This is a genomic window from Parabacteroides sp. KHUB-01, from assembly GCF_056640935.1.
On record NZ_CM153256.1, the window covers coordinates 1254478 to 1280390 of the forward strand.

26 protein-coding genes, 1 other RNA gene and 1 pseudogene are annotated in these 25913 nt (G+C 44.3%); 20 read left to right on the plus strand and 8 right to left on the minus strand.

Annotated features, from left to right (window positions below; all coding sequences use genetic code 11):
• Positions 1 to 245 precede the first annotated feature (245 nt).
• From istB to ACYIAR_RS05695, 7 genes and pseudogenes are all read right to left on the minus strand, one after another.
• Complete coding sequence (gene istB / locus ACYIAR_RS05665) at positions 246 to 1019, minus strand: IS21-like element helper ATPase IstB (protein ID WP_480331376.1); 774 nt, start codon at positions 1017 to 1019, stop codon at positions 246 to 248.
• A complete protein-coding gene (gene istA / locus ACYIAR_RS05670; RefSeq protein WP_480331766.1) occupies positions 1009 to 2451 on the minus strand; it encodes an IS21 family transposase in 1443 nt (480 codons plus the stop codon). The genes istB and istA overlap by 11 nt, the downstream gene beginning before the upstream one ends.
• The gene (locus tag ACYIAR_RS05675) at positions 2442 to 2573 is read right to left on the minus strand and encodes a hypothetical protein (protein ID WP_480331704.1); all 132 of its coding nucleotides are present in this window, start codon (positions 2571 to 2573) and stop codon (positions 2442 to 2444) included. The genes istA and ACYIAR_RS05675 overlap by 10 nt, the downstream gene beginning before the upstream one ends.
• A 162-nt stretch (positions 2574 to 2735) precedes the next feature.
• Entirely contained in the window at positions 2736 to 3500 is a 765-nt protein-coding gene (locus ACYIAR_RS05680) for a DUF5045 domain-containing protein (protein ID WP_480332674.1), read from the minus strand.
• Positions 3501 to 3527: 27 nt separating this feature from the next.
• Positions 3528 to 4253, minus strand: a complete 726-nt coding sequence (locus tag ACYIAR_RS05685) for a hypothetical protein (protein WP_005816118.1) — start codon at positions 4251 to 4253, stop codon at positions 3528 to 3530.
• A 14-nt stretch (positions 4254 to 4267) separates the two neighbouring features.
• Positions 4268 to 6808: a hypothetical protein gene (locus ACYIAR_RS05690; RefSeq protein WP_005816117.1), complete on the minus strand. Its 2541-nt coding sequence runs from the start codon at positions 6806 to 6808 to the stop codon at positions 4268 to 4270.
• A 220-nt stretch (positions 6809 to 7028) separates the two neighbouring features.
• Positions 7029 to 8381, minus strand: a pseudogene (locus ACYIAR_RS05695) (TraG family conjugative transposon ATPase); the annotation flags it as partial.
• 579 nt (positions 8382 to 8960) lie between these two features.
• On the opposite strand from ACYIAR_RS05695, the gene ACYIAR_RS05700 reads away from it, so the two are divergent.
• The 4 genes from ACYIAR_RS05700 (at position 8961) to ACYIAR_RS05715 (ending at position 11243) form a co-directional block, all read left to right on the plus strand.
• Positions 8961 to 9128 (plus strand): hypothetical protein, encoded by a 168-nt coding sequence (locus ACYIAR_RS05700; protein WP_153877556.1) that lies wholly within the window; start codon positions 8961 to 8963, stop codon positions 9126 to 9128.
• A 2-nt stretch (positions 9129 to 9130) separates the two neighbouring features.
• Positions 9131 to 9571: a retropepsin-like aspartic protease gene (locus tag ACYIAR_RS05705; protein WP_048316574.1), complete on the plus strand. Its 441-nt coding sequence runs from the start codon at positions 9131 to 9133 to the stop codon at positions 9569 to 9571.
• Between the two features lie 715 nt (positions 9572 to 10286).
• The gene (locus ACYIAR_RS05710) at positions 10287 to 10967 is read left to right on the plus strand and encodes a UpxY family transcription antiterminator (protein ID WP_049129570.1); all 681 of its coding nucleotides are present in this window, start codon (positions 10287 to 10289) and stop codon (positions 10965 to 10967) included.
• Positions 10968 to 11006: 39 nt separating this feature from the next.
• A complete protein-coding gene (locus tag ACYIAR_RS05715; RefSeq protein ID WP_480332676.1) occupies positions 11007 to 11243 on the plus strand; it encodes a hypothetical protein in 237 nt (78 codons plus the stop codon).
• A gap of 304 nt (positions 11244 to 11547) precedes the next feature.
• Here the strand turns inward: ACYIAR_RS05715 and ssrA are convergent.
• Positions 11548 to 11947: a transfer-messenger RNA gene (ssrA, locus tag ACYIAR_RS05720) on the minus strand.
• Positions 11948 to 12370: 423 nt separating this feature from the next.
• Here ssrA and ACYIAR_RS05725 point away from each other — a divergent pair.
• From ACYIAR_RS05725 to ACYIAR_RS05800, 16 genes are all read left to right on the plus strand, one after another.
• Positions 12371 to 12973: a riboflavin synthase gene (locus ACYIAR_RS05725; protein WP_480332678.1), complete on the plus strand. Its 603-nt coding sequence runs from the start codon at positions 12371 to 12373 to the stop codon at positions 12971 to 12973.
• A 26-nt stretch (positions 12974 to 12999) separates the two neighbouring features.
• A complete protein-coding gene (locus tag ACYIAR_RS05730; protein ID WP_480332680.1) occupies positions 13000 to 13542 on the plus strand; it encodes a nitroreductase family protein in 543 nt (180 codons plus the stop codon).
• A 257-nt stretch (positions 13543 to 13799) separates the two neighbouring features.
• A complete protein-coding gene (gene dnaK, locus ACYIAR_RS05735; protein ID WP_480332682.1) occupies positions 13800 to 15719 on the plus strand; it encodes a molecular chaperone DnaK in 1920 nt (639 codons plus the stop codon).
• A gap of 201 nt (positions 15720 to 15920) precedes the next feature.
• Positions 15921 to 16487: a hypothetical protein gene (locus ACYIAR_RS05740; RefSeq protein WP_005812876.1), complete on the plus strand. Its 567-nt coding sequence runs from the start codon at positions 15921 to 15923 to the stop codon at positions 16485 to 16487.
• Positions 16484 to 17731, plus strand: a complete 1248-nt coding sequence (locus ACYIAR_RS05745; protein WP_005812874.1) for a site-specific integrase — start codon at positions 16484 to 16486, stop codon at positions 17729 to 17731. The genes ACYIAR_RS05740 and ACYIAR_RS05745 overlap by 4 nt, the downstream gene beginning before the upstream one ends.
• 323 nt (positions 17732 to 18054) lie before the next feature.
• Positions 18055 to 18696: a hypothetical protein gene (locus ACYIAR_RS05750; protein ID WP_005812872.1), complete on the plus strand. Its 642-nt coding sequence runs from the start codon at positions 18055 to 18057 to the stop codon at positions 18694 to 18696.
• A 133-nt stretch (positions 18697 to 18829) separates the two neighbouring features.
• Positions 18830 to 19198, plus strand: a complete 369-nt coding sequence (locus ACYIAR_RS05755) for a helix-turn-helix domain-containing protein (RefSeq protein WP_004320284.1) — start codon at positions 18830 to 18832, stop codon at positions 19196 to 19198.
• 43 nt (positions 19199 to 19241) lie between these two features.
• A complete protein-coding gene (locus ACYIAR_RS05760) occupies positions 19242 to 19583 on the plus strand; it encodes a helix-turn-helix transcriptional regulator (RefSeq protein WP_005812869.1) in 342 nt (113 codons plus the stop codon).
• A 2-nt stretch (positions 19584 to 19585) separates the two neighbouring features.
• On the plus strand, positions 19586 to 20692 hold the full coding sequence (locus tag ACYIAR_RS05765; protein WP_005812867.1) for an AAA family ATPase: 1107 nt from the start codon (positions 19586 to 19588) through the stop codon (positions 20690 to 20692).
• Between the two features lie 200 nt (positions 20693 to 20892).
• On the plus strand, positions 20893 to 21792 hold the full coding sequence (locus ACYIAR_RS05770) for a toprim domain-containing protein (protein WP_005812865.1): 900 nt from the start codon (positions 20893 to 20895) through the stop codon (positions 21790 to 21792).
• Positions 21793 to 21948: 156 nt separating this feature from the next.
• Positions 21949 to 22920, plus strand: a complete 972-nt coding sequence (locus ACYIAR_RS05775) for a hypothetical protein (protein WP_005812863.1) — start codon at positions 21949 to 21951, stop codon at positions 22918 to 22920.
• Positions 22908 to 23687, plus strand: coding sequence for a hypothetical protein (locus tag ACYIAR_RS05780; protein ID WP_005812861.1), 780 nt, complete (start codon positions 22908 to 22910; stop codon positions 23685 to 23687). Before ACYIAR_RS05775 ends, ACYIAR_RS05780 begins: the two co-directional genes overlap by 13 nt.
• The gene (locus ACYIAR_RS05785; protein ID WP_007837351.1) at positions 23684 to 24454 is read left to right on the plus strand and encodes a metallophosphoesterase; all 771 of its coding nucleotides are present in this window, start codon (positions 23684 to 23686) and stop codon (positions 24452 to 24454) included. Before ACYIAR_RS05780 ends, ACYIAR_RS05785 begins: the two co-directional genes overlap by 4 nt.
• Positions 24455 to 24675: 221 nt before the next feature.
• The gene (locus ACYIAR_RS05790) at positions 24676 to 25128 is read left to right on the plus strand and encodes a hypothetical protein (RefSeq protein WP_005812857.1); all 453 of its coding nucleotides are present in this window, start codon (positions 24676 to 24678) and stop codon (positions 25126 to 25128) included.
• Positions 25125 to 25457: a DUF4134 domain-containing protein gene (locus tag ACYIAR_RS05795; protein ID WP_005812854.1), complete on the plus strand. Its 333-nt coding sequence runs from the start codon at positions 25125 to 25127 to the stop codon at positions 25455 to 25457. Before ACYIAR_RS05790 ends, ACYIAR_RS05795 begins: the two co-directional genes overlap by 4 nt.
• A 58-nt stretch (positions 25458 to 25515) precedes the next feature.
• Positions 25516 to 25881 carry a DUF4134 domain-containing protein gene (locus ACYIAR_RS05800; RefSeq protein WP_007837354.1) on the plus strand — a complete coding sequence of 122 codons (366 nt, stop codon included), beginning with the start codon at positions 25516 to 25518 and terminating at the stop codon, positions 25879 to 25881.
• Positions 25882 to 25913 lie beyond the last annotated feature (32 nt).

Sequence of the window (25913 nt, forward strand, 5' to 3'; positions counted from 1 at the left end):
AGGTTTAAGCGGACGAAGCATACCGTCTGCCGAAAGTCTGCATACAACGGTGGTGGTGTCCGCCGTGCGGTGATAGTCTTTGGCTTGCGCACCCAATGAAAGGGCGAAGCCAAGGGTGGAAAATATAAAGTCACTTGACCCACTATTATACTCTAAATTGACCCATCAAAAAAATATTAGAATTAAGTAGAGAAAAATGCATTTTAACCCGGGTCAGTTTCAATTATAATTCTTTATAGCAGATACTACTTCTTTTTAGCATTAATCTTTCTTACAGAATCTCCCGTTAGTTCAATTTTGTGTGCCGTATGTACAATTCTGTCCAGGATTGCATCAGCTAAAGTAGGATCTCCAATTGCATCATACCAGCTTTCAACTGGAAGTTGTGATGTTATTATGATTGATTTTATTCCGTGTCTGTCTTCTATTATTTCCATAAGTATTGACCTTTCCCTGGCATCCAGTCCTATAAGAAAGAGATCGTCTAAAATAAGCAGTGAACACTTTTCAATTTTTTTCATCTCAGATTCTATAGTTCCCTTGTTTTTGGCCATTTTAAGCTGTCCCATAAGCTTTGACGCATTGGAGTATAAAGTTCTGACTCCATTTTTGCATGCTTCATATCCTATTGCTGAAGCTATATAGCTTTTACCTGTTCCGGAGCTTCCTGTGATAAAAATATTCTGTCCGTCTCTTATAAAATCAAGAGAAGCAAGTCTCTCGAGCTGGTTCCGGTCAAGGTTCCGTTTTATTGTATAGTCTATTTTTTCCATATATGCCTTATATCTGAAGTTTGCAGATCTTATCAGTCGCTCAATGCTTACATTGCGTCTGTAATCATACTCGCTTTCAAGAAGCCATTTCAGGAACTCATCGTTTGTCATACCATCAGAGGATGTTGTCCTGCAGTCATTCCTGTATGTTTCAAGCATACCGTAAAAACGTAATTTGGAGAGTAACTCCATTATTCTGTCCATATTTTTTCCGACAGTTCTGTTTGTTTTATTATTACTTGTCATTTTTATCCATATTTTTAGAGTTAAAATAATCCTTACCTCTGAGATTTCTGTGTTTAGGGGTAAGTTCAGGAGCAAGCCCCTCCATTTGTATATGATACTTTTCATCTTCCCTGTTTACCAGAAGGCTTTCAAGTTCGTTGAACCCGAACATGCAGGATTCCATTGCTATCTGGCATGCAAGAACCACTCTGTCGTGTCCGAAACATTCCACAAGACATAATATACCATCAGCTGAACGTATAGCCTGAACAGGATATTTTTTGGCAACAGCCACCAACTTTATATACTCTTCCACTACCGGGTCTATTTCACGTGCCTTGCGGTATATATCATCCATTCTGATTCTGTATTCATGTAGTACTCCGGGAAGTTTATGGGAAGGTTTTTCTGAATAAGTGAAAGGTGTATCATCCCTGCGATGTGTCGTTATGTGTCTGAATTTATGATATATCTTCACTGTGTCCCCATCATACAGTAATTCTACAGCATCGCCTATATACTCTTTAGGAACACTGTAATAGTGATTGTTAAGCGATACATAACTGTTTTTCATGACAGTTGCCGTTTTCCGGTTTTTTGATATAAATCTTGTTGCCGGCAATATATGTAGCCTGTCTTTCTCGACCTCGAGGAAACGCTCCCTACGGCTGTAGCTGCGGTTGTACATCTTTCGGCTGTTCAATGCGTCAGTATGTTTCATTATTTCTATGTTCAAGGCTTCAATATCATTGAATTTCAATCCTGTCATCTTTGAATATACCTCCCTGTAAAGCAGTCTTACAGCATTTTCAACCAAAGCCTTGTCTTTGGGTTTGCGCACTCTTGCCGGAAAGACAACACAACCATAATGGTCTGCAAATGCCGCAAAGTCATCATTTATTACAGGCTCTATTCCACCGGGCCTTGTTACGGCAGATTTGAGGTTGTCGGGAACTATGGCATTTGGTACACCTCCAAAATAATGGAAAGCATTTTCACATGCCTGGATAAGATATTCTTTCTTTTGCGATGGTACAGCCTCGTAATAAGTAATCTGACTGCATGGAAGTATCGCAGCAAAGACTTCTACGGGAACCTTATCACCCGTATTCCTGTCTGAAATATAAAGTTTGTCACCGGCAAAATCCACATACATCTGATCACCAGCTATATGATCTATGCGTCCAACCGGTATTTTTACCTCCCTTTCACGTCTGAGATACAGGCAGAATGAACAATAACTGTAACCTTGGGGACGGTTTCTCAGATACTCCTCATACAAGGACCTTCTTGTTGTTCCACGGGATTTAAGTCGTTTAATGTACTCAGGTATATGTTCTTGAAGATACTTATACTCTGCAGATCCTGTTGATTCGTTGTCAGTCTCCGTACCGAAAAGTTCATGCAGATGATGCTCGTCCATTTTCAACAGGCGTTCCAGCTCTATACCCATATCCTCGTATATTCGGATATACCGTTTACTGTATTACGTGAAATCAGAAGAGAAGAACTGATACTACGGATACTCATTCCTGACTGGTAGCACCGCAGTATGTGCTTGATTCTTATTTTCATTCTTTAAAATTTTTATTCGGTTAATGATACCGGGTTAAAATGCTTTTTAAAGTACAAAAACAAGACTGAAATGTGGTAATTCTATAGGGTCAATTTTTATTATAATCTAAGTGGGTCAGTTTCGGTTATAAAGGTGGGTCAGGTGATTTTTATAATAGTGGGTCAAGTGACTTTATATTTTCCACCCTCACCGCTGTTGGCATCATCGCCGTCAGTGCCTGTCGAGCTCCTCACGCCCTTCATGTTTTCCTGCCAACGGCTCTTGGCATCGCTGATGATGCTGCCTTTATGTACTACACGGTCGTTGGTGGCTGCCAAGAGGGCGGTAGTCTGGCTTTGGGTGTTGAGCTGCACAAGGTATTTCAGTAGTGTCTCGTTCTGTGTCGTCAGGTCGGCATAGATGCTAAGATACTGCCGCTTTCTCTGTGCATTGGGCATATAGGCATCCTTGGTGGCTTTCACGGCACACTGGTACATATTGTACAGTTCCTCCCACCGACGCTTGTCGTTGATGGTGCCTCCTGTAGGGATGATATGGTCTATGTTCGCCTTCATCTTGTCCAACTGACCGTTGATCTTGCTGCTTTCGGCAAGCCAGGCGAGGTCTATCTGTCGGTCGGCTACGTTCAAGGCTTCCACCTCAGCACGCTTGGTGAGGGCAGAGTCTATCTTCTCCGCATCATCTACTTGGTTGTAGAGGTTGATGCCGGCAAGAGTGCGGAAACCTAACTTGTTCTTCTCTGCCGCTGTCTTCTTATAGTTGTTATGTAACAGCCAATAATAGAACTCAGGGGTGAGAGAACCGCCACCTGTCTCCATCACCGTTATCTGGTTCTGCTTGGAGGAGTCGTGGTTGTAGGTCACGCTCTGGGCTGTGGCTTTGATGGTGGTTGCTACCGCCATGATGAGTATCATTGTCTTCTTCATGTCCGTTCTTCTTTTGTTTACAATCCGTCAATAGTCAAGTTTTCCTGCCACTTTCCATCGGCTGAAGGCATCTTCCAGTATCTCTTCCTTCGTCCTCGTCCGATACACCTTCTCCTTCCAATAGCCCATGCGCAGCTGCACATACCGCCATGTCTGGAAGTAGGCTTGGTTCAGATGTTTTTCTATCAGGTCCAACGAATTGTTGATATTGTCCAACACCATCAGCAGGTCGGAAGTTGAACAGGCTGCCGCTCCTGTGGCATACAACACGAGGTCGTTGACGCTATGGTAGAGTTGGCTTCCTTCGTTGTATATGTTGTCGATGGCTTTCTTGTTGATGCTGATGAGCATCGTGTCAGCCAGTTCGATGTGTTTCCGCTTGATGACCTTATCATTGAAGTCCTCCAACAGGTTCTTGTAGTCACTGATGCGGTCGCTCACCGTCTGGTAGGTGCTCTTCACGTTCAGCACCGTGCGCAACGACTGGTACATCACATCGATGATGTCGAAGGCCCGGGTGTATTTGTCCAAATCCACATTCAGTTCCTTGTATTTGCCCACCTCTTCACTGCTGTATTCATGCAGCAGTTGATTGCTGTACTCCAAAGTGCTGCGTGCCAGCAAGAGGCTGCGCTGCTTCTTGTGGTCGTTGATGTATGCTTCCACCGATACCGCATCGAATCCCCATTGCGCCAAGGCTGTATTGGGGAAGAGGGTAATCAGCAGGAGAGCTATGATGATGGTATGTCTCATTCTCCGTTCCTCCCTCAGTTTTCGTTCTCGTTATCTTCACCATTCCCTCTGTTAGGGTCTGCATTCTCTCTCCATCGCTCGTAGCACTCTTCAATGAGTGTCCTTCTGCGACCTTGGTCTGCGTCGATTGAAGGAAGAATGTCCTTCAGCACGTCAATGATGCTGCGCTTGTAGTGCATCATTTTTTCTAATGATACCAAGTCGGCGTAAATCTTGGTGATACGGCTATCTACTTCACGGGCTATCTCCAGACGGTCGCTCGACCAGAGCAGGTGTATTACATCGTCATTGTCGGCGGTCTGGGTTGCCTCGCTCTTGGCATATTCTGTGGTGATGCTGCACGACGGGAACTCCTGGGCTATCTCCGAGATACGGCTGTTCACCTGCCTCGTCTTCTCCTCGTCAGAGGCATTCGGGTCAAGGGTCAGCACATCCACCACCTGTGTGTCGGTGTATTCCGAGGTCAGCTCCCACGATATTTGCAGTATCGCACGGTGTATCTTGATGCCAAGGAAGTACTTGGGCTTCCTTGCAATGGACAGTGTCGCCTTGAAGGTGATAATGCCGTTGATGTTGGGCATGGTGGCAGTTCGGACGTAGGTGTAGCCGTTCCACGAACCGGCACCTTGCCACGTGAGATTGTAGGCTGACTTCACATCCTGCATGATGGCAGGGATGCGGTAGTAGTCATCGGTGGAGGTGGCATTGTCGTTAGCCGCCTCGCTCTTGGCATTCTGTATGTCTGCCAACTGCTGCTGCCATGTCGCCAATTCCTTCTTCAGGTTGTCTATCTTCGTCTTGTTGACATTATGTTGCTGCCGCAAGGCAGGGGCTTCCTCCACAGAGGCATTGGCTATCTGCGTGAGCAGGTTCCTGTTCTCTGTCTCCAACTGGCTTATCTGCGCCTCCAACAGGGCTATCTTGCTATTCGCCTCACGTTCCTTCTCGTCCAGTTCCGATAGGTCGAGATTATTTTCTGATACGCTTGTCCTCATGGCGCATTCCTTGCTGTGGGCATTGAGCGAACCGCCGCACTCACGGCACTTGTACTGCGTGCTGCCCTGTCCGAGGGTGACACCGTCCGAACAGGTGACGCTGATGGTCACGCTCTCCACGCCCTTCAGTTTGGCGGCATCGGTGGCTTGATAGTAACGGCGTGCGTCACTGCCGATGTAATAGACATAGCCCTCCTCGTTGTCGTTATACTCCGAGAGACGTGCCTGCAACTGACGCTTGAAGGTATTCAAGTCCATGCTGTAGGAGTCGAAGACATCCTCATACACCTCTTCCACGTTGTTCCAGCTCTTGGTAACGTGTATCTCGTAGGCGTAGGCCTTCTTGGTCTGCTTGCCGCCACGGCTGATGATGTACGACGACATCCAATAGTTCATCGTATAGGTGAAGCCGTCGCTCTGGGCGTTGAGCTGCTGCACACGGCTGCGGCTCCATCCGGCATGGTTCTCCGAGTTGGCCAGTATCTGCTCTCGCTGCGTGCTGTTAGGGTAGAAGTTGGGGTCGGAGGTGTTGATACGATACCAATGGTCACCGTTCAGAATACTGTTGTCATCGGTCGGCGGATAGTAGTCACAGAGGCTTACGCTGCCTTGGTCTCGTCGGGCAATGTACCAACGCTGTGTATAGTAGTTGCCCTGCGTCTCGCTCAGATAGTCTGTCATCCACGAGGTGATGTTGTAGTTGGAGAGGTCGAAGAGGGCTGCCACGTTGTCCTCGCCACCCACCAGACTAAGGAGTGTGCTGCCGATGCCGTTCTCTGCCTGTTCATAGAGGTCATGGTAGTTGTCATAGATGTCGATGATTTTACTCACCTTGCCATTGAAAAGGTCGTTGAAGGCACTCTGCTGCAAGAGTGCGCCTGATGCCCCGTTGATACCTGCCGTCGCCAACGATGCTCCCATATTGTAAAGCGTCTCGATGTCGGCGGTGAGGTTCTCCACGGTGAAGTTGCCGGGCACACTGGCGATGTCATCCAACAGCTGCTGCCAATCTACATTGCCTATCTCCGAGAGTTTGAGGATGGCGGCTATCTCTTGGTTGATTTCCAAGAACTGAATGTCGGCAAAGGTCAAGCTACTGTTGGTCACGACACTCTCAAACTGCATACACAGCGACTTTGTGTCGGCGCATATCTTCATCAGGTAACTGCCCCAGTAGAGGGCGGTCTGCGGACTTTTCAGCATCATTCCTGCCACCGTCCATATCTTGGGCATAATCTTGTTCGCCACCATATTGTGGATGCGGCGGTAATAGTAGTTCTCCGTGCTACTGCTCCAAATGCCGAGGTCGGTGAATGCCTTGCGCTCCAAGAACTTGGCAGCGAAGATGCCGGCAGTGGCAACCTCTGCGGCATTGTAGTGCTTCAAGATTTCGCCCACCTGCTCGTTATAATAGCTCTCTGCCATAGCTCCAGCACCGAATGCGGCAGCCATGGCGGCAACGATCTGCTTGTCGTAGTTCACGCTGTAATACTGCGCATGAACCCTTCCCACGACAAGTGTAAGACACATATATATTATAATAAGGTATAAACGTCTCATTGCTTCACTACTTTACGTTTTTACTACTTTCAGTTTCTACTATTCCACTACTTTACTACTTGTAGTATTTACTATTGGTAGTATTCACTACTAATCGTATTTACTACTAATCGTAAATACTACCCAGCCACCGTTCCCGAAAGTTTTGCTTTCGGGCATCTGGGCTTTACGTCTATTCCGGGATTTCCGTTTCCATCAATCAGCCCCCGTGCTCGCCGTGTCAGCGGCGAGTGGCTCCATCGTCCGTCAAATTGAGCACATGCCCCGCCTCATTGACCTTCTGCGCAAATGCCAACGACTTCCCGATGCCACTGGCATCCCAATCTCTGCAATACCGCTCGATAGCCTCCTGATGTCTGCACTTCAGTTCATGCTTATAGAGTTTCAATGCCTCCTTCTCAGCTCGCTCGGTGGTGTAGGTCATATAGCACTCGTGCGGCTCCTCCACACCATACACTCCGCTCGTCGATCCACGTCGGATAAACACCTCACGGAAGAAACTTCTTCCCTCCTTGTTATCCAAGCGGTTGACAGTGAATATCTTCTTGCAATCCACATCCGTCAATCCTAATATCGCCTTGATCTCGTCGAATCGCTCACGAAATTTGCTTTGGTCGAGCAGCATCACCACGTCGGAGTTGTTGATGATGGCTTCCTTCACGATGGGACTGCCGATGATGTCCTGTATCTCCTGTGTCACTACGCCCACGCTCGCCCAGAACTTTCGGGCTGTCTTGTATAGGTACTTGATGTACTCGGCCATCAGCGGCGAGGCGATGGCTTTCCATGCCTCCTCGATGACAAGGCACTTGCGGTTCTTCTTCAGGCGCATCTTCTGCAGGAACACGTCCATGATGATGAGCGTCACGATGGGGAAGAGCTGCTTGTTCTCCTTGATGGCATCCACCTCGAAGACGATGAAGGTCTCGTCGAACAAGGTGCTATCCACGTTCTCGTTGAGAATCTTGTCGTACTTGCCGCCACGGTAGAAGTTTTGGAGCATATAGGCGAAGTTGTCGCAGTCGATGGTGGTGATGTTGTTCTCGATGCAGATCTGGTCGAGACGCTCACAGGCGAACTCATAGAATGAGTCGAAGGAGAGGGTCTTCACGCTCAATGCCATGCGCCGTTCCTCCAGTCCCTTGATGAGTTTCTCCACCTTGTCGTGTATCTGCGTCAGCTCCGTGCCGCGCCGCTTCTCCATGGTGGAGAGGTTTTTTCTCAGTGTCTCCTTCTGTGAGGAAGGATAGGGCTGCACACCGTTGAAATAGAAATCGTAATACTCCGTCACCAACTGCTCCACGACACGGAACTCCAGTTCGGGTATCTGCGTCTCCGAGCCTTTCCATATCAGCAGTATCAGGTTCTTCAGGAAGTCTATCTTCTCAATGTTCAGCTCCCGCTTGCTGATGTTGAAGGGGTTCATGGTGATGGGCTTGTCCTCCGTATAGGCGATGTACTTGCCGCCCACATACTCGCAGAGTCCCTCATACGAGTTACCCGTATCGACCATGACGATGTCGGTGTTCTGCTCCCACAACTGACGCACCACGCTGTTCATGTGGAAGCCTTTTTATATCTCCTAACACGCTGAGCTACAGCACTCTCTTGAAAACAACAAATTCAAAACGGTACAAATTTTGAACAGGCGAAAATCTATAGTTCAAAGCACTCGGCAAAGAGAAAAAACTATGACAGGGGTAAAAAGTGGTTTTAAGATTATTTATGAAAATATTTTGGGTAATTTTGGCTGATTGCTATCCAAAGAGCGCATTTTTGATAATAAGTCCCACCTCCATCAGCCATAAAGAGTGTGACAATCGAAAAAGAAAAAGAGGGATGAGAGAGCCTTCTTGGTGGCTTCAACATTGGGCGAAAATGGATGTCTTGTACCTCAGTTGTATCTCAGTCGGCATATATTGCTGATAGACAATGCAGGTTAATAATTCGGCGGCAATAGAATAGCGTTTGAAAGACGTATTCATTGTTTAGTAGTTTTCCTGATAAAATGTTAAATTTAGGGTAGTTAGATTAGTTTTTCTTCCAATTGTTTGGTTTTTTGGAATTGAATGCCTACCTTTGCATTGACAAATCCCGCTCGCTTCCCATAAGAACAGCGTACCCAGCGGGACATTTTTTAAATTGTAGGTATATGAAAGTTATAAAGAACAAGACAATAGATTTTGCAACCGCAGTTCAGGCTCCCGTCATTAACGGAAATAGAGCTGCACGGACAGGTTATGTCCGTTTGGTTCGCCTTATCACTGACGAGCCTGTTCCTCAACAAACTTCATATACGGGAAAAATTGAGTTGAGGTAGGAATGGCTGTATATACAAAAGAATACGAATCCCAGCCAGAGGCTATTCTTACAAACGTCATTATCTGTCCAGCCGTAGATTTGTCGGCAAACGTGGCTGTTCCTGTTCATTGCCAAGTTGAAAATGTATTGTGGGACACAGGAGCGACCAATACATTGATTTCACAGGAAGTTGTAAATGCTTTAGGGTTACAACCGAAGAACAAGGCTCTTATTTCGAGTGCAGGAGGTGATGTCGAATCCTGGACTTACCTTGTTCATGTTATCCTTCCAACAGGAACAGCAGAGTTGAATGTTCAGGCTCTGCTTAACGACAATTCAGACTATGATGTGGTGATTGGCATGGATATTATAAATTCATGCGACTTCTGCTATACAAACAAAGACGGCAAAAGTACATTCTCCTTATGTCATCCAGCAAAGGAGAAAATCATTCTGAAATAAACCAGCCATAGGCTTTCTTTCAAGAAAGACATGTGCGACAACAATAATGACAGATGTGACATTCGCATCTGTCTTTTGCTTTTTACGCCAATAAGAGGCCATTTCCTTACACAAAATATACGAGATTTGAGCAAGAATTTAGTTAATTATGGTTAAATTTAAGGTTTATACATACTTTTCCATAACAAAATGAGGTTGTATTGAGATTTTCTTTGTACTTTTGCAGCGGACTATTATCGCCATGTTTATAGCCATTGAGGTTAGACGTGTTCTTTCGTGATGGCATACAAGGCAGCCTACGCCGTGCTGAGTATGGCGGAGTCATAATGACAAAGCGGTACAAAGCGGGCATTGGGTGGGAAAGATAGTCCAGACATAATGAAGGCGTTTACTAACGCTCTGTTTAAGACAGTCTGTAATCTAGCAAATTAACAGTTATCATAGTCTTGAGCAAAGCCAACGGTAGATGTCCCGGGTGTGATAATATCGCTCCTGCGGAGACCTGTAAGCACGGATTGTACCTTTTCGGGCACAACAATTGTTTATTATGGTCTCCTAATGGAAATGATTATTCATATCGGCGTGGGCTCTGACGTTGTCTGTTCAACTATGATAGGCAATTGCTAGAGCCTCAGACTGTGGAATAGACAACAGACGTTTCCACGCTCTTTTTATGTCTATATTGCTATTAACGAGCAACGACATATAAGCCGATATGAACGCATTGCTTAATGCGCATACCAAACGAGGTTGCGATTCACCTCCTCACATTGGATTTGCCTCCAATGTCTCCCCCGAAGCCCAAAGCTCACAAACAGGGGTGTCCTCGGAATATGTCCAGCAGGAAGGTTACAACTGGTTTGTTCTTCGTGCTACTTATAACAGGGTAAATGCAGCCGTAGAGAAAGCAAAGAAGAATGATATTAAGACATACGTGCCGATGCACTATGTACTAAAAGTGATTGCTGGGAAGAAGAAGCGAATACAACAGCCTCTTCTTCCCAACTTTCTTTTTATATACGCCACAAGGGAACAATCAGACAGTTTTGTGAAAAAGACAGTTGATGCCCCAATCTCTTTTATAAAATATTATTTGGATAAGACGCTTCCTCCAGAGGCAAACGGTAAAAATCCTCCGCTTATTATACCATACAATGCAATGATAAATTTTATCAAAGCAACAAGTACTGATAGTGAGCATGTACGCATTGTTACAGCGGAACAGTGTCACTATAAAAGTGGAGATAAAGTACGAGTAATAGCTGGTGACTTCAAGGGAGTGGTTGGAAAAGTTGCCAGAATAGCAGGACAACAAAGAATTGTTGTTGAGATCTCGGGATTGTGCCTTGTCGCTACTGCGTATATTCCTACTGATTTTATTGAGATTGTCAAATAATGCCGAAAGGCATATTGTTTAATTTAAATTTTTTATTTTATGAAGAAAAATGGTAAGAATGAAGAACTTCAGTCTCGTCGTGAGTTCTTTAAGAGAGCCGCTAAAGGTGCTCTGCCTATTTTGGCTGGTGCAGCTCTCCTGTCAAGTCCTATCTTGTCAGAAACTGCAAATGCAATGTCATGCGCAGGATGTAACAACCGTTGTATGAACAGTTGCTTCAACACCTTAAAAAGTTATATTTATAATAGTGTTGCGGAATTAAGGCTCTATACATAAGTGTTTAGATCAATATTAATAAATTCTACGATTTTTGTTAAAACGATTAATCTAATTTAGTTTGACGGGCTGCAAAGATAGATAAAAATTGTAAATTGTAATAATAAATATAAACTTACGAAAAAAAATAACTGTATGTAAATTGTATGTGTGTGATAATAAGGTGTTTTACAGTGCTTAAATATTGTTACAAAATAACTGTCATTCCTCTAGTATTAGCTTGATTTGGAGTTGTTATTACGTTTTTTGTGTTTGTGTTTAAACAAAAAAAGGAATCGTTGCCGACTCCTTTCTTATCGTTTGGTTGTGGAGCTGGAGAGATTCGAACTCTCGTCCAAACGAGGAATTAATTTGCTTTCTACATGTTTATCTTCGCCTTCATTGTCGGGAACAAGCAAGACCGAAGCCACCCACTTGAACCTTATCCTCTAAAACTTCATCCTTCGCCCGAGGAATGCGTCAGACTATCTCCGATATATCTGCACCACCGTATCGGATAGCTTCGAAGCCACAGCATCCGGGTGATGTCCCGTTCCCGCAACTTTTGCAGGAATTAAGCTCTAATCTACTATTCTTCGATTAAGCAGCGAGAGCATAATTGTTTTCGCCAGTTAATTGTTCGCCGTCTCAGATTATAGTGCTAGCCGACCAGGCACTACATGCTTACAAACCACTTCTACCCGCTGTCAAAACCGGTCAGCCCCATGATTTGTTTTCTCTATTCGAGAATGCAAATATACGTTTTTTTTATCACAATGCAATAGTTATTCTTTTTTTGAACTGATTTAACCGTGTTTTCGATTCTTATATATAACAATGTAGGAAGTAAAAATAGTTACATATATAATATATTATTCTTAAAACTAAGCTTTAGTTTTTATAAACTCAGATTAAGATTATAAAAACTGAGACTGAGTTTTTATAATCTAAGGCTTAGTTTTTAGAAGGATTGCCTAATTATTTATAATAAAATATTGTTTTATTGAAAACTCCTGAAAGTTTAGTCCGTTAAACATTAGTAGATATTCCTTTTTGTGTGGCTTGACTAAATTCCATATATTTGCCGATAATTGCATTTATGCAACGGGATTTTGAAACTTAAATAAAGTAATAAGGAGGAATAAAATATGTTTTCAGGAATTGTAGAAGAACCTGCTAAGGTTGTATCAGTTGAGCACGACAAAGGAAATATTCATCTGACAATGGAATGTTCTTTTGTGAACGAATTGAAGATTGACCAGAGTGTGGCTCATAATGGCGTTTGTCTGACAGTTGTTAGCAAAACAGACAAAACATATACTGTAACTGCTATCAAGGAAACTTTGGAACGCTCAAATCTTGGTATGCTTAAGGAAGGAAGCCTTGTGAACCTTGAAAGAAGTATGTTGATGAACGGCCGTTTGGACGGACATATCGTTCAGGGACACGTTGACCAGACTGCAGTTTGTACAAATGTTGAGGAGGCTGACGGAAGCTGGTATTATACTTTCGAGTACGAACTTAACAAAGATTTGGCACGCCAGGGTTATATGACAGTTGAGAAAGGTTCGGTTTGTGTGAACGGTGTCAGCCTGACAGTTTGTAATTCTACACTGAATTCTTTCCAGGTGGCAATCATACCTTACACTCACGATCATACAAATTTCTGCCAGATTGAAAAAGGAACTGTTGTGAACCTAGAGTTTGATATCGTAGGTAAATATATAAGCAAGATGATGTTGTTTCAATAAATGTTCAACTTCAAAACTTATAGGAAATGGATTTTCATGAACTAGTAGCACTTCGCCAAAGCGACAGAGCCTATGATGCCAACAGACCGGTTGAAAAGGAGAAGATTGACCGTATATTATATTCGGCGCGCCTTGCTCCGTCGGCTTGCAATTCGCAGCCTTGGCATTTCATTGTAGTTAATGAGCCGGAACTGAAAAACCGTCTTGCCGATGCTGTAGCAAGCAAAGTTTTGGGTATAAATCATTTCACCAAACAGGCTCCGGTGCATATTGTGATAGTTGAGGAAAAGCCAAATTTATCTGCCGGTTTCGGAGCATGGGTGAAGGATAAGAATTTTGCTCATATCGATGTCGGTATAGTTGCTTCTCATATTGTTCTTGCCGCCGAGTCGGAAGGACTTGGAAGCTGCATCCTTGGTTGGTTCAACGAGGATAAAGTCCGTTCGCTGTTGAATATCCCGGCAAACAAGCGTGTGCTTCTGGATATTGTTATAGGATATAGTACGGCTCCAAAACGGGATAAGAAACGTAAGAATATTTCGGAAATTGTTTCATGGAATAAATATTGAGTGGTGATTGAGTTGACCGGGCGATTTGCGTCACTTGTTCTATTGTCAACTATAATATTCATTTTTCTGCCATAATTTATCCCATAAACTTCGCAAAACAGGTTTATTCTGTCAAAATGTCTGTAAAACTGACATGGAAATATCAGAATAAACCTGTTTTTATTTTTGGCACGCAGTTTGTTTGATATAAAGCGAAGCCTCCGAAAAAGAGGCGGAGAAATTAAAATTGAATAATAACAAAAAAAGATATAAATATTATGGGAAAGATTATTGGAATTGACTTAGGAACAACCAACTCTTGTGTATCTGTATTGGAAGGTAACGAACCGGTTGTAATTGCTAACAGCGAAGGTAAAAGAACAACTCCTTCAATCGTAGCATTCGTTGATGGTGGTGAACGTAAAGTAGGTGATCCTGCAAAACGTCAGGCAATCACAAACCCACAGAAGACAATTTTCTCTATCAAACGTTTCATGGGTGAAACATTTGATCAAGTTCAGAAAGAAATCTCACGTGTTCCATATAAAGTGGTTCGTGGTGATAACAATACTCCTCGTGTAGATATCGACGGTCGTCTTTATACTCCACAGGAAATCTCAGCAATGATTCTTCAGAAAATGAAGAAAACAGCTGAAGACTATTTGGGTCAGGAAGTAACAGAAGCTGTTATCACAGTGCCTGCATACTTCAGCGACGCACAGCGTCAGGCAACTAAGGAAGCTGGTGAAATTGCAGGTCTTACAGTTCGCCGTATCGTAAACGAACCGACTGCTGCTTCTTTGGCTTACGGCTTGGACAAAGCTAACAAGGATATGAAGATTGCAGTATTCGACCTTGGTGGTGGTACATTCGATATCTCAATCCTTGAGTTGGGTGACGGTGTATTTGAAGTTAAATCAACAAACGGTGATACACACCTTGGTGGTGATGACTTCGACCACGTAATCATCGACTGGTTGGCAGACGAGTTCCAGAAAGAAGAAGGTGTTGACTTGCGTCAGGATCCTATGGCTTTGCAGCGTTTGAAAGAAGCTGCTGAAAAGGCTAAGATTGAATTGTCAAGCACAACTTCAACAGAAATCAACTTGCCGTATATCATGCCAGTTAACGGTGTTCCAAAACACTTGGTTAAGACTTTGACTCGTTCTAAGTTCGAACAGTTGGCTGACAGCTTGATTCAGGCATGTATCGCTCCTTGCCGTCAGGCTTTGCAGGATGCAGGTTTGAGCACTTCTGATATCGATGAAGTAATCTTGGTTGGTGGTTCAACACGTATCCCGGCAGTTCAGGCTATCGTTGAGAAATTCTTCGGTAAAGCTCCTTCAAAAGGTGTTAACCCGGACGAAGTTGTTGCCGTAGGTGCTGCAATCCAGGGTGGTGTATTGACAGGTGAAGTTAAAGACGTGTTGTTGCTTGATGTAACTCCGCTTTCATTGGGTATCGAAACAATGGGTGGTGTGATGACTAAGTTGATTGAAGCTAACACAACAATCCCAACTAAGAAGTCTGAAACATTTACAACAGCTGTTGATAACCAGCCATCAGTTGAAATCCACGTATTGCAGGGTGAACGTTCATTGGCTCGCGACAACAAGTCAATCGGTCGTTTCCACTTGGATGGTATTCCAGCAGCACAGCGCGGTGTTCCTCAGATTGAAGTAACATTCGATATCGACGCAAACGGTATCTTGAACGTATCTGCTAAGGATAAAGGAACTGGTAAAGTTCAGAGTATCCGTATCGAAGCTTCAAGTGGTTTGAGCGACGACGAAGTTAAACGTATGAAGGAAGAAGCTGCTGCAAATGCTGAAGCTGATAAGAAAGAAAAAGAACGTATCGACAAGTTGAATCAGGCAGACAGCATGATCTTCCAGACTGAAAAACAGTTGAAAGAACTTGGCGATAAGATCCCAGCTGACAAGAAAGCTCCAATCGAAGCTGCTCTTGGTAAGTTGAAAGAAGCTCACAAAGCTCAGGATATTGCCGGAATCGATGCTGCAATGGGCGAATTGAACTCAGTATTCCAGGCTGCAAGCCAGGAAATGTATAACGCTCAGAACGCTCAGGGCGGTGCACAGGCTGGTCCTAACTTCGGTGGTCAGGCTAATGGCAATGCTGGTAACAATAACAATGGTAAGGATAATGTTACTGATGTTGATTTTGAGGAAGTGAAATAAGCACATAGAGAAATAAGAATACAATATCAAATGGAAAGCGTGTAGCTCAATGAGTTACACGCTTTTCTTGTTTTTGGCCGTACACAATAATATTGCTATCTTTGCGTTATTATTATAAACATCTGTACCTTATTTGTACCTGTAAGAAAAAGTAGATATGATGAGAAGAATAGATATTAAGAACTACAAAATGAATGAATTATGGCAGTAGCAAAGTATAAGATAGTACGGAAATGTCCTGTGTGCGGAGAAGAGTTCTTCGCAAGGACTTTGGAGTCCTGGTATTGTTCACCCAAATGCTCCAAGGTGGCGTGGAAGCGTAAGCATGATGAAGAAAAACGCCAACTTGAACTGGACAAGATTGTAAGCAATATGCCCAAGTCTAAAGAGTATATCAGCATAACGGAAGCGTATGCTATGTTTGGTGCAAGCCGCTCAACCATTTATAGGCTCATCTACATGAAAAAGATTTCCTTCATTGAGCCAGAGAAAGGAATACGACTTGTATGCAAAGGAGAACTAATGAATCTGTTTCCGTTAAGACAGTCTCCGCTTGACACCAAGCCAAGGAAACCAGTTACCATGTACCGCATGGAACCAGAGGATTGCTATACAATAGGTGAGATTTCCAAGAAATTTCATCTGGATGACAGCACCGTGTATGCTCATATACGAAAATACTCAATACCGACCCGGCAAATCGGTAATTATGTGTATGCTCACAAGGAATCAATAGACAAACTTTATAAAGATATAAAACCATTATGAAAAGATTAGATTATACTAAAGTCTCCGTCAAATTAAAGAAAAGTGAGTGGAGAGATGAGTGGTTCATCTATCTTGAAGCTTATCCTGTTTATGAGACGGGAAATGACAAACCCAAACGAGTGCGTGAATATCTCAGGAGGTCTATTACTACCCCTATATGGGATAAACGACGAAGCGAGCGAGCCGTTGCTGGTAGAATAAAGTACAAGCCCAAGCGAGATGACAATGGCGTTATTCAGTGTAAATCCAAGCAAGATATGGAAACTTGCCTTTATGCGGATGGCGTTCGAGTCCTGCGTCAAAAAGAGTACGACAACATGGCTCTCTTTACTGACCAGCAAATGGAAATGGCAGAACAAAGCGAACGCTCAAAATGCAATGTTCTGGAGTATATTGAGAAGTTAATCAAAGAAAGAGAGGAAACTGCGTCAGAATCGATAGTTGTCAACTGGCGCAGATTGCACACACTGTTGTCAATGTTTGCCAAGTGTGACTACATACAGTTCTCGCAGATTGACATGAAGTATATTGAGGCATTCCGTTCCTTCTTGATAAAGGCACCGCAGGGTGGTTCTAAGAAAGGAACTATTTCAAGGAATACGGCATCGACGTACTTCTCTATCTTCAAGGCGGCACTCAAACAAGCTTTCGTGGATGGCTATCTGAATTGTGATATTGCTGCCAAGGCTAAAAATATCATGTTTCAGAGTGCTCGAAGAGAGTATCTGTCACTGGAAGAACTTAATATATTGGCAAAGACTCCGTGTGATGATATACTAAAACGGGCAGCCTTGTTCTCTGCACTGACAGGAATGCGACATAGCGATATTCAAAAGCTTAAATGGTCAGAGGTTGAAGAATACAATGGTGGGTACCGTCTCAATTTCACTCAGCAGAAGACTAAGGGCGTTGAATACATGCCTATATCGCCACAGGCATACAAGCTTTGCGGTGAGCGCAAGAAAGACGGAGAACTGTTGGTGTTTGCCGGACTGCCTGACCCTTCATGGATATCTAGGCCTTTGGAACGGTGGGTAAAAGCATCAGGGATTACCAAGCACATCACCTTTCATTGCTTCCGCCACACCTATGCAACGTTACAATTGGCTAACGGTACAGACATATATACCGTAAGCAAAATGTTAGGGCATACCAATGTAAAAACCACGCAAATCTACGCAAAAGTAATTGACAAGAAGAAAGATGAAGCTACAGAAGCTTTTAAGTTGGACATAGATGAATAGTGATTATCATTTGTAAGCACTTAGTATAGAAGACCACTTGTATCAATAAGTCCTTTATTGTACAGGTGGTTTTTAGTGCCTTTCATTTTCAACATTCTATGTAATGATGCTATTGTTTTGGCACTTTAACCTTTCGTGGAAACCAAACATTTATAACAATAAACAGATAAAAATGAAAAAAGACAGCCTTTTTTGGCTTCTCTCTTTTTGAAGAGAGCAAGCGTGTCCACAAACATGTGGAGTGTACAGAAGACTTCTACAGAGAACTGTATGAGTTGTTTGAGATCGCAAGAAGTTGGTATCTTCAAGCTGAAAAGAATCATATGAAGACAGAGTACTTCATAGAACTATTTGAGCGCAGTCACCAATATATTGACTGTGATTGTGCACGTTGTAAGAACTCGCGACAGATGGCAATTGGCATTATTGGTACTTTGTTTAGAGACTCTAAGTGTGTGTCAATAATCAAGAAAAAAGAAGATTATTCCAAGCAGGAACTTATTGAGTTGTTTCTTCAACATGTGGGTACTGGTCTGCCAATCCTTACCCGAAAGAAATCGTCCATCCTCACTTTGGGATGCCAATTGTCAGACAGACAGATGGATTTGTTGGTAGAACTTGTCCAAAGTCACGACATATTTGATTTTGCCGACAACAGTGATGTGCGTAGCGAGTTGTGTCGCCTATTCAAGTGCGACTTGGACGCATCTATCCGTGTAAAGAATGTACGTAATGTAGCCGTACTGTTTGACGCTATGGCTCAATACCATTTGATAAACAATAATTGGCAATATGTCATGGGAGAAGGTCGCTTCTTAACCAGTATCAAAAAGGATGGAACAGAGAAATTCATAACTTCAAGTTGTCTTTCCTCTTCTCTTTCAAGGATAAGAAGAAACGTTTCCATGACAGCAAGTCAATATGCCATCTGCAAATCCATCGAACAGATATTAAGAGAGGAATAAATCACAATAATTCTGCTAAATGAAAGTAAAAACGTGATAGTTTGGTTGATACTGCCTTACTATCACGTTACTTTTTCTATTTAGTGACAGTCTCCCCATAACTTTGCATCAAAAATCATAAAAAATAATTAGCATGGAAGAAAATAGTATAAGATTTGAAGATATTCCCAACGCTATAACGGGGGTACTGAAAAAGCTGTCATCATTAGAAGACAAGATTGATGGTATATATGAACTTGTTCAATCAGAAAAAGAAGAAACATGGTTTACGGTTGCTGAATTATGTGCTTATCTCCCAACACATCCGGTAGAGCATACCATATATTGCTGGACAAGCAATCGGGAAATACCGTTTCACAAGAGAGGCAAACGCATCATGTTCCTCAAATCTGAGATAGATGAATGGCTTCAAGGAACCAAGGGCAAATCGAAGAACGAGATTCAAAGAGAAGCAGAGGAATATGTACTATCTACACAAAGAAAGAATAGACGGCTAATATAACCGTGCTACTGTCTGTAAACAATTTAATTAAGGTACGTGACACATGAATGAAAGACATTTTAGACTCTATGAGCGAATTGTCGCAATAGAAGACAGTTTGGAGGCTTTGGGACCTATTGACAAACTAATAGAGCGAATCGAGGAATTGGAGAAGATGGTCAAGCAGACCAAAACCGTCTTGGGGTTTGACGAAGCATGTAAGTATATTGGTGTTTCTGAAAGCCTGCTATACAAACTTACAGCCGCAAAAGAAGTTCCACACTATAAGCCAAGGGGAAAAATGCTGTATTTTAATAGAGAAGAAATCGACAAGTGGCTGCTCCAAAACAAACAAGAGGTCATTGGAATGGTAACGAAAATAGAAATTGATAATCCGAAAGAATGAAAATGGAAGAAAATAACAAACATGTACAGCCTAACTCAAAAGAGGAAGGAGTACAGCGTCTCAATCGCATATTGAGCGAATCGTTGATAAAGGCAACAGATACTTATAAAACACCTCCTCAGATTATATGGGTTGATAATTCCAGCATAGCCACATTGGGCAACTTCAGTGCTTCTACTGGTAAGGCAAAGGCGAAAAAGACCTTCAACGTGTCTGCCTTGGTAGCCGCTTCCCTCGCCAACGGCAAGGTACTGAACTATCGCGCCAGTCTGCCAGAGGGGAAACGCAAGATACTGTATGTAGATACGGAGCAGAGCCGCTATCACTGCCATAATGTGCTGGAGCGCATCCTGAAGCTCGCTGGTCTACCTACAAGCATCGACAACGAGAACCTTGACTTTATCTGTCTGAGAGAGTACACGCCCTCCGTCAGGATAGAGGTCATAGACTATGCGCTTGCCCAAGACCAAAGCTATGGACTGGTCATCATCGACGGAATCAGAGACCTGCTTCTCGACATCAACAATGCGGGAGAATCGGTCGAGGTCATCAACAAGATGATGGAATGGTCATCAAAGTATGACCTGCACATCCATTGCGTATTGCATCAGAACAAGGGCGACAATAACGTGCGCGGGCATATCGGTACGGAGATGAACAACAAGGCAGAGACGGTGCTTGTCATCACCAAGAGCACCACCAATCCCGACATCAGCGAGGTGAAGGCGATGCACATCCGTGAGAAGGAGTTCAAGCCGTTTGCCTTTACAGTCAATGAGGAAGGGTTGCCAGAGATTGTCGAGCACACGCCGGAGAAGGAAGAAGGTGACAAGCAACCGTCAAGGTTTACTTACCAAGACTTGACATCCGAACAGCATAACGAGGCGCTGACGGCTGCATTCAAGGAGAAACCTATCAAAGGATTCGATCGCATGGTGGAGGAATTAACGCAAGCCTATGCAGACATTGGCTTTAAGCGTGGCAGAAGCGTCATCATCAAAATGCTGAAATACCTGATTAACGAGCAAAAGCTCATAGTGAAGCGGGATAATCATTACTATTTCGGATATACACCTGCCGAGATTGACCTGTTCCATGAAGAGGAATAAAAACAGTTCAGAAACCAGTTTAGTTTACGTCCGTACCTATATATAAGAAATAAGGCCAAAGTAAACCGAAATCGGAGGCTGAATTGGGAAGCGGAAAAGTAGTTTAGCAAATGGTTTAGTTTACGGGTGTGCCTATATAGGAGAAAGGGTAAAGTAAACTGTTTCCATGGACAAAGTAAAACCGAACAAATGAAAGTACAATGAATATTGAACAATCGAAGAAACTGAGCATTATAGACTTCTTAGACAAGGAGAATGTAACGCTGAAAAAGAAGAAGGGCAATGCCTACTGGTATCTGTCACCCTTCAGGGACGAGAAGACCGCATCGTTCAAGGTCAGCAAGAAGGAGAACCTGTGGTACGACTACGCCATTAAGGAGGGCGGTGACCTTGTGGAGCTGGTAAAGCGTATGTATAACAAACAATCCGTTTCCGATGCCCTTGCCTACCTTGCGTCCAAGAGTATTGCCACTGTGGATAAGGCAATCGAGACCGCTATCGCAGCCAAGGAATACACGACAACCAAGATGAACGATGTGAAGCTGCTCCCACTGAGCAACCATTCTCTGCTGTCCTATTTCAGTAGCCGACGGATAGACATCACCATTGGCAGGATGTATTGCAGGGAGATACACTACAAGGTTGAGCAAAAACATTACTATGGCATTGCCTTTGGCAATCTGAGTGAAGGACATGAGGTGCGCAATCCCTATTTCAAGGGCTGCATCGGGCATAAGGACATCACCCTGCTTGCCCATACGTTCAACGAGTGGCAAAACGGTTGTCTGGTCTTTGAGGGCTTCATGGACTTCCTTGCTTATATGACCCTCGTTAAACAGCAAGACCGATGGTTTGTCGTTGAAAGCCCTTGCGACTATATGATACTGAACTCAGTCGCCAACCTCAAACAGGCATTGCATTACCTTGACCGTTACACCCACATCCATTGCTTCCTCGACAACGACCAGGCAGGACGCAAGACGGTTGAGAGCATCAGCAATGTATTCGAGTACAGGGTGACGGACGAGTCCTTCAGATATGCCGACTACAAGGATGTCAACGACTATCTGATGAGGAAGAAACGAACGGCATCTGAATGACATTATAAAGACGAAAACACCATCATTTGATGCAAAAATGGCTCAAATGCATTGAAATTACATATCAAATCTGCACTTTTTCGCCCAAACATGCTTGATTCTCAATTATTATCCTTATTTTTGCATCGTTTTAATACATTATTAAAATGTAGCAGAATGGAATTGAAAAAAGAAATAAGGATATTGGGCAGACGCTTTGAGGTGGAACCTCGTGCCAAGGAAAGCCTGAAAGGCATCACGGTTGGCGAGAAACTCTCATACCGTTTCTATGATGGCACATACCAAGGCACGCCCCTGCTGTTCGTTGAGCCCAAGAAGGGCAATCCCTCTCCACGGACTTGCGCCATCACGGGCAAGCGGTTGACCGAAGCCCTGGGACTGCCTGCGGTGTTTATCCTTGCGCCCGGACCCACCTACGAGCGACACAGACTGGCAGACAAAGGAGTCTTCTTTGTCATGTCCGAGGAATATGCCCATCTGCCAGGCATCATAGCATTGGAGAAGACAAGCAACAGGAAGATTGCCGAAGTATTGACCCCTGTGGCGCAATACATACTACTCTATCACCTACAGGTGGGCAGTATTGAAGGAATGTCGCCAAGGGATATTGCACCGTTGCTTCCATATTCTTACGAAAGCGTCACGTTGGGTGTCACCTGTCTTGAAGATGTAGGACTGTGTCAAAAGATTCAGAACGGACAGCGCAGCAAGGTGGTACACTTCGAGTTGAAGGGCAAGGAACTGTGGGACAAGGCTCAGAACGTCTTGCTGTCACCTGTGGAGAACCGCATCTTTTGCGATGACATACGCTTGGATGCGGAATACCCCGTATGCGGCATCAATGCCCTGGCACATTATTCCATGCTTAATCGTGACCGGGAAGAGATGATAATGATGACAAGCAAGGAATATCGTGCCGTCAAGTCGGCTGATGTCATGGAGAATCCCAACATCTATGACGGCAACTATATCATAGAGGTATGGAAATACCCTGTTGTCAGCAAAATGGGCGACAAAAGCCAGTGGGTTGATCGCCTTTCCCTTGTCCTTTCGTTGAGAGATGATGATGATCCGAGAGTAGAAAAAGAAGTAGAACGAATAATCAGTGAACAGAAATGGAAGGATTAGTCAAGTTCCGTGAAGCATTTGCGGAATACTCAGAAAACTATGTGGTGATAGGCGGAGCAGCCTGTGACATCACCATGACCAATACCGTGGTGCGTCCACGCGCCACACACGACATCGACATGATAGTCATCGTAGAGAACATGACCGAGGCTTTCGCCAATCGCTTCTGGCAGTTTGTGCGGGAGGCTGGCTATCGACCTGAAAAGAGGAAACAGGAGGCTGGTGAGCCACCAAGGTATGAAATGTATCGTTTCCTTGATGGTAAAGACGGCTATCCCGAGATGATAGAACTGCTGTCACGCCACCCCGACGTGCTTGGAGAGCCAAAGGGATTTGTCATAGAACCTATCCCGACCGATGAAGATGTGTCGAGTCTTAGTGCCATCATCATGGACGATGATTACTATCACTTTACTATCGCACACAGCCAACTGACTGATGGCATACGCCATGCCAATTCCGCTGCCTTGATAGCACTGAAGGCAAGAGCCTACCTAAATCTCATGGCAGACAAGCGGGACGGCAAGCATGTGAACACCAAAGACATCAAGAAGCACCGTTCGGACATCCTGAAAAATGTGGTCATAATGACTGAGGACAACATTGAGGCTCCTGCTTCAATAGTGGCATGTATAAGGGAGTTTGTCGCCTCCATCAGAGCCGACTGGTCAACTCTCGCAGAACCATTGTCAAAGTCACTCGGTCAAGACGAGGCATTTGTGACCGGACTGTTAGATCAACTGGATGAATTGTTTATAGAAGCATGACCAATATGAAGATACAATACGCATCCGACCTGCATCTGGAGTTTGCCGACAATTGGCGGTATCTGAAAGCCCACCCCTTGGAGGTGACGGGCGACATACTGCTGCTTGCCGGCGACATCGGCTATCTCGGCGATGACAACTACTCCAAGCATCCCTTTTGGGACTGGGCATCGGAGAACTACAAGGAGGTGCATTGCTGCATGGGCAACCATGAGTTCTACAAATATTATGATGTGGCGACACTGCCCGACGGCTATCTCTTGGAGGTACGTCCCAATGTATTCAGCCACTACAACGGTATTGCGAGGATTGGCGACACCGACATCATCCTCTCCACCCTTTGGTCGAGGATTCCTTTGGAGGACGCTTACTTCACCGAGCAAGTGATAAGCGACTTCCGCCGTATATTATATAAAGGTGAGCTGATGACCCATGCCCAATTCAATGCTGAGCATGAACGTTGCCTCACCTTTATCAAGGATGCAGTGGCATATTCGCAAGCAGCCCATAAGATTGTTGTCACCCATCATGTACCATCGTTCCGTATGCTCCACCCAAAGTTTCAAGGCAGCAAGGCAAACGTGGCGTTCACCGTAGAGTTGGAGGACTATATCACCGATAGCGGCATAGACTATTGGATATACGGACATTCGCACACCAACATCGATGCCAGGATAGGCAACACCCAATGCTTGTCCAACCAGTTGGGCTATGTTTTCTCTAACGAACATCAGGACTTCTCCCATGGCAAGTACCTGACCATATAGCCATCCACATTTTTTTCATCCACCCTCTTTACAAGCTCTTCCCTATCGGAAGGGCTTTTTTTGTGCCTTTCGAGTTTGATTTTTGAGTATGATTGCGAGTGTAATCAAAATTAGAGTTAAGATTTGGCTCCGCGGAAAGTCATTTCGGTTTAAGATTGAAGAAAAGGTAGTTCCTTTGCATCGGCAATAAGCCAAACCATAGTAAAATCAAACTTGAAAATATGAAGTCATTTGTAATATTCGCCATTGTCGTGACCATAATCTATGTCATCTACTATACGGTCATCATCGTGCAGGATCTGTACGGAAAGCCCAAGGACGAGAAGTCACAGGGCGAGTCGTTTGATGTCAGTGACATGACCGACGAGGAAGAGTCGATAGCGGTCAGCGAGAGCGACGGTGGTTTCAGCGTAGGCGACAACCAATATGAGACAGCCTACGAGGAGAAGCAGCTTGCAGAGCCTACAGAGGAGGCAGCCGCCACTGCGGAAGAGAGCAAGCCTCATGTGCTTGAAAAGATACAAAGCGCAATCGAGAAGAAGATGGAGGAAGTGAATACCACCTATTCCGACCCCATGTATTCGGAAGAATTGAACAACACCATCATCGCCCGCGGTCTTCGTCACAATGGACGTGACATGGTCAAGGTGGAATCACTCAATAATGAGATATGATGTCAAAAACAAGAAGTGCATTTCTATCATTATATGCCGCTTTAACCCCAGCTCTGGCCAGTGCTAAGTGTGGCAACGTGGACTACAGCTGGGGAGCGGACGCACTTGCGAGTGCCCATGACTATGCCGTGACGATGATGCTCTATATCGTTTATCTGTGCTATGCAGTGGCGGGCATCGTGGTCATAGTCAGCGCCTTGCAGATATATATAAAGATGAATACGGGCGAAGAAGGAGTGAAGAAGAACATCATGATGCTGGTGGGAGCCTGCCTGTTCCTCATAGGAGCGACCATCGTCTTCCCCGCTTTCTTCGGTTATCAGATTTGAGATACAGGTGATACGAGATAAGATAACTCAAAGTGTAACAAATTAAAAGGTAAAAAGAATGTTTGAAAGGATTAACAAGAAGGTGAAGGGATTCTTCTCTTCACAGCGCATGAAAACGCTCGCCCTGATGTTGCTTGTCGGCACCACCGCAGCAATGGCACAGAACGCAGCCGGCGACTACTCGGCAGGAACGACCGCGCTTACCACAGTGACGGAGGAGATTGCCAAGTATGTACCTATCGTGGTGAAGCTCTGCTATGCCATTGCAGGTGTCGTTGCAATTGTCGGAGCCATAAGCGTTTACATCGCCATGAACAACGAGGAACAGGACGTGAAAAAGAAGATCATGATGGTCGTCGGCGCATGTATTTTCCTCATTGCAGCAGCCCAGGCACTGCCTCTGTTCTTCGGCATTGGAGGTTAAACGCAGCGTGAGATTGTGAGTATGTAGAACGT